Genomic DNA, 2,983 nt, shown 5'->3' with positions numbered 1-2,983 from the left:
GCCCCCCCCCGCCGCTACCGCCGGGAGCACCGCGCCTCCCTGACGCTGCAGCGCAGCCTGCTCCCGCACGTCCTGCCCCGGCTGAGCGCCGCCGAACTCGCCTCCCGCTATCTGCCCGCGGACGCCAGGACCGGTGTGGGCGGGGACTGGTTCGACGCGATCCCGCTGTCCGGGATGCGCGTGGCGCTGGTCGTCGGGGACGTGCCGGGGAACGGCCTGCAGGCGGCGGCGACCATGGGCCGGCTGCGTACGGCGGTGCGGACGCTGGCCGGGCTGGACCTGCTGCCCGAGGAGGTGCTGGCCCACCTGGACGACCTGGTCAGCCGGACTCCCGACGAATCGGACGACGAGCAGGACCCCGCGACGGGAACGACCTGCCTGTACGCGGTGTACGACCCGGTGTCGTGCCGCTGCACGGCCGCGCGGGCGGGTCATCCGCCGCCCGCCGTGCTGACGCCGGGCGGGCGGGCGCGGCTGGTCGACCTGCCGAGCGGTCCGCCGCTCGGGCTCGGCGGGATCCAGCCGTACGAGTCCGCCACCGTCGACCTGCCCGCGGGCAGCCTGCTGGCGATGTACACCGACGGCCTGCTCAAGGAGGACCGCGGTTACGGGGACACCGACGTGCGCACCGGGCGGCTGCTGGACTCGCTGAACCACGGTGGCCCGGAACTGGAGGACGTCTGCGACCGGATCGCGGACACCCTCCCGTCCGGCGGCCCGTACGACGACGTGGCCCTCCTGCTGGCCCGTGTGCACGCGCTGCCCGAGGACCGGGTGGCGGCCTGGGAGTTCCCGTCCGACCCCTCGGTCGTGGCGCGGGCCAGGGCGCTGACCCGTGATCAGCTCGCCGCCTGGGGCCTGTCGGAGCTGGACTTCAACACCGGGCTGGTGGTCAGCGAGCTGGTCACCAACGCCGTGCGGTACGGCGGCCGGGGGCCCGTGTGTCTGCGGTTGCTGCGCGACGACTCACTGATCTGCGAGGTCTCCGACCGCAGCAACACCTCTCCGCGCATCCGGCGGGCGGCCATGACCGAGGAGGGCGGGCGCGGCCTGTTCCTGGTGGCGCAGTTCACCAGCAGCTGGGGCGCCCGCTACATGCCGCAGGGAAAGACGGTATGGGCCGAGCAGCTGCCGCAGCCGGAACAGCCCGTAACGGAGACGGACGAGCAGGCACTGCTGGCCATGTTCGACGACTCCGGCTGACCCGTCCGGGCCCGGGGGGGGTCAGACCCCGTCGCGGGTCCGGTTCAGCCGGAGGGCCGAGACGAGGAAGAAGACACCTCCGAGGAAGGCGTAGCCGGCGAGGTTCGCCAGCGTGGCGTCGTCGCTGCCTGCCTGGGCGAAGAACGACGCGCCGGCGGCCGTGGAGATGGCGCCGCTGACGATCATCGGCCACTGGCCGCCCAGTTTCCTGCGGCCCGCGCCCACGACGAGCTGGACGAGTCCCGAGGTGACGGCCCAGATCCCCCAGACCCGCAGGACGGCCGGGATGCCCGACGTGACGGCGACGGCCAGGCCGACGACCGTCAGTGAGCTGATCGCGATGTTCACGTACAGGAGTCCGGCCGTACCGCCGTTCGCCTTCGCGGACCGGGCGTCGACGACCGCGGCCGCCACGTCGAACAGGGGGTAGACCAGGAGCAGCACCGCACTGAGCGCTCCCAGTGTTTCGGCGGTCGCGAACAGCAGGGCGGCCCATGCGGCGGCGAACGCGAACCGCAGGAAGTACAGCTTGCGCAAGGCGGCGGGAACGCCGGTGGGGGCCGTGTCGACGAGGGTGTCCATGGAAGTGCCTTTCGGTGACGGTGAATCGATGAGGAACAGCGCGGTCCCGCCCGGCGACCGGGTACGCGGAGAGCCGGGAGGGCACCGCCCAGTAGGAGGTAGAACGTTCTGTCTCGCACCCAGATCAAAGAGGATCGGCGCGGCCACTGTCAAGACCGAACGTTCTACCCACTTGATAGCCTGGCGGCATGAGTCGGAGCCCGAAGAACGGCAGCACATCCGAAGCGCGAGCACGGCTGCTCCACACGGCAAGCCGGATCTTCTACGCCGAGGGGATCCACTCCGTCGGCATCGACCGGGTCATCGCGGAGGCACAGGTGACCCGGGCCACGCTGTACCGGCATTTCTCGGGCAAGGAGGAACTCGTTCTCGCCTACCTCGAACAGGCCGACCGGGGAATCCGGGAGCAGGTCGCCACCGCCCTGGCGAGCGGTCGGCCGGCGGCCGACCGGGTCCGGGCCGTCGCCGGGTCCATCACCGAAGGCATCCGCTCCCCCGGTTTCCGCGGCTGTGCCTTCCTCAACGCGGTGGCCGAGTATCCCGACCCCGCCCACCCGGTCCACCGAGCCGTCCTGGCCCACCGGCAGTGGTTCCTGGACACCGTCACGGAGCTGCTGGCGGAGACCGGCGACGCACCCGCCGAGGCGGACGGCCGGCACCTCGTCATGCTCCGGGACGGTGCCATGGCAGCCGGTTGCCTCTTCGACCCCGAACTGGTCTCGGAGACCTTCCTCCAGGGCGTCGAGGGAATCCTGCGCGCCCGTACCGACCCGTAAGGGCGGTGCGGCCGGCGTTCCGCCGCGACGAGCACGGCGCCGGCCCGGCTCCCTGCTCCTGGCTTCCTGCTACGACAGAGCGGCCTTCCGCTCCGTCTCGGTGAGGGGCGGGCCTTGCAGGCGGGGCTTTCCGGGGCCGATGAGCATCGGGACGAGCATGTCCAGAGAGAACAGGCGGGTGGCGGGTCTCTCCAGGCTCATGACGTCCAGCAGCGCCGCCATGGCGCGCGGATTGCGTGCGCCGGTCTCGACCGCTTTGTCGACGAAGCGCGCGAGGACGCGTTCGACGCCGTTGGGCCGGGTCTCGGCGGCTCCCGGGTACAGGGCGTCCTGGCCGACGGCCAGGTCCCAGGCGGCGGCCACCGGTCGTGCGGCGGCGCGCTGGAGACGGCGCGAGAGGCCGGGGCGCCCCGGCCCGGCCG

3 protein-coding genes and 1 pseudogene are annotated in these 2,983 nt (G+C 72.5%); 2 read left to right on the top strand and 2 right to left on the bottom strand.

Features of this window, described 5'->3' with window-relative positions; all coding sequences use genetic code 11:
- Positions 1-1,203, top strand: a 1,203-nt coding sequence (locus B7767_RS37315) for an ATP-binding SpoIIE family protein phosphatase (RefSeq protein WP_179167457.1), incomplete at its 5' end; no start/stop codon positions are given.
- Positions 1,204-1,224: 21 nt separating this feature from the next.
- On the opposite strand, the gene B7767_RS37310 is transcribed toward B7767_RS37315, so the two are convergent.
- Positions 1,225-1,785: a hypothetical protein gene (locus tag B7767_RS37310; RefSeq protein ID WP_085575868.1), complete on the bottom strand. Its 561-nt coding sequence runs from the start codon at positions 1,783-1,785 to the stop codon at positions 1,225-1,227.
- Positions 1,786-1,973: 188 nt separating this feature from the next.
- On the opposite strand from B7767_RS37310, the gene B7767_RS37305 reads away from it, so the two are divergent.
- A complete protein-coding gene (locus B7767_RS37305) occupies positions 1,974-2,561 on the top strand; it encodes a TetR/AcrR family transcriptional regulator (protein WP_085575867.1) in 588 nt (195 codons plus the stop codon).
- A 69-nt stretch (positions 2,562-2,630) separates the two neighbouring features.
- On the opposite strand, the pseudogene B7767_RS37300 reads toward B7767_RS37305, so the two are convergent.
- A pseudogene (locus B7767_RS37300) lies at positions 2,631-2,983 on the bottom strand (pyridine nucleotide-disulfide oxidoreductase); the annotation flags it as partial.

This window comes from Streptomyces sp. 13-12-16 (genome assembly GCF_002114215.1).
In the GTDB taxonomy this organism is placed as follows: domain Bacteria; phylum Actinomycetota; class Actinomycetes; order Streptomycetales; family Streptomycetaceae; genus Streptomyces.
Note: the sequence above shows the minus strand (reverse complement) of the source record. Positions and strands in the feature narration are given on the sequence as shown.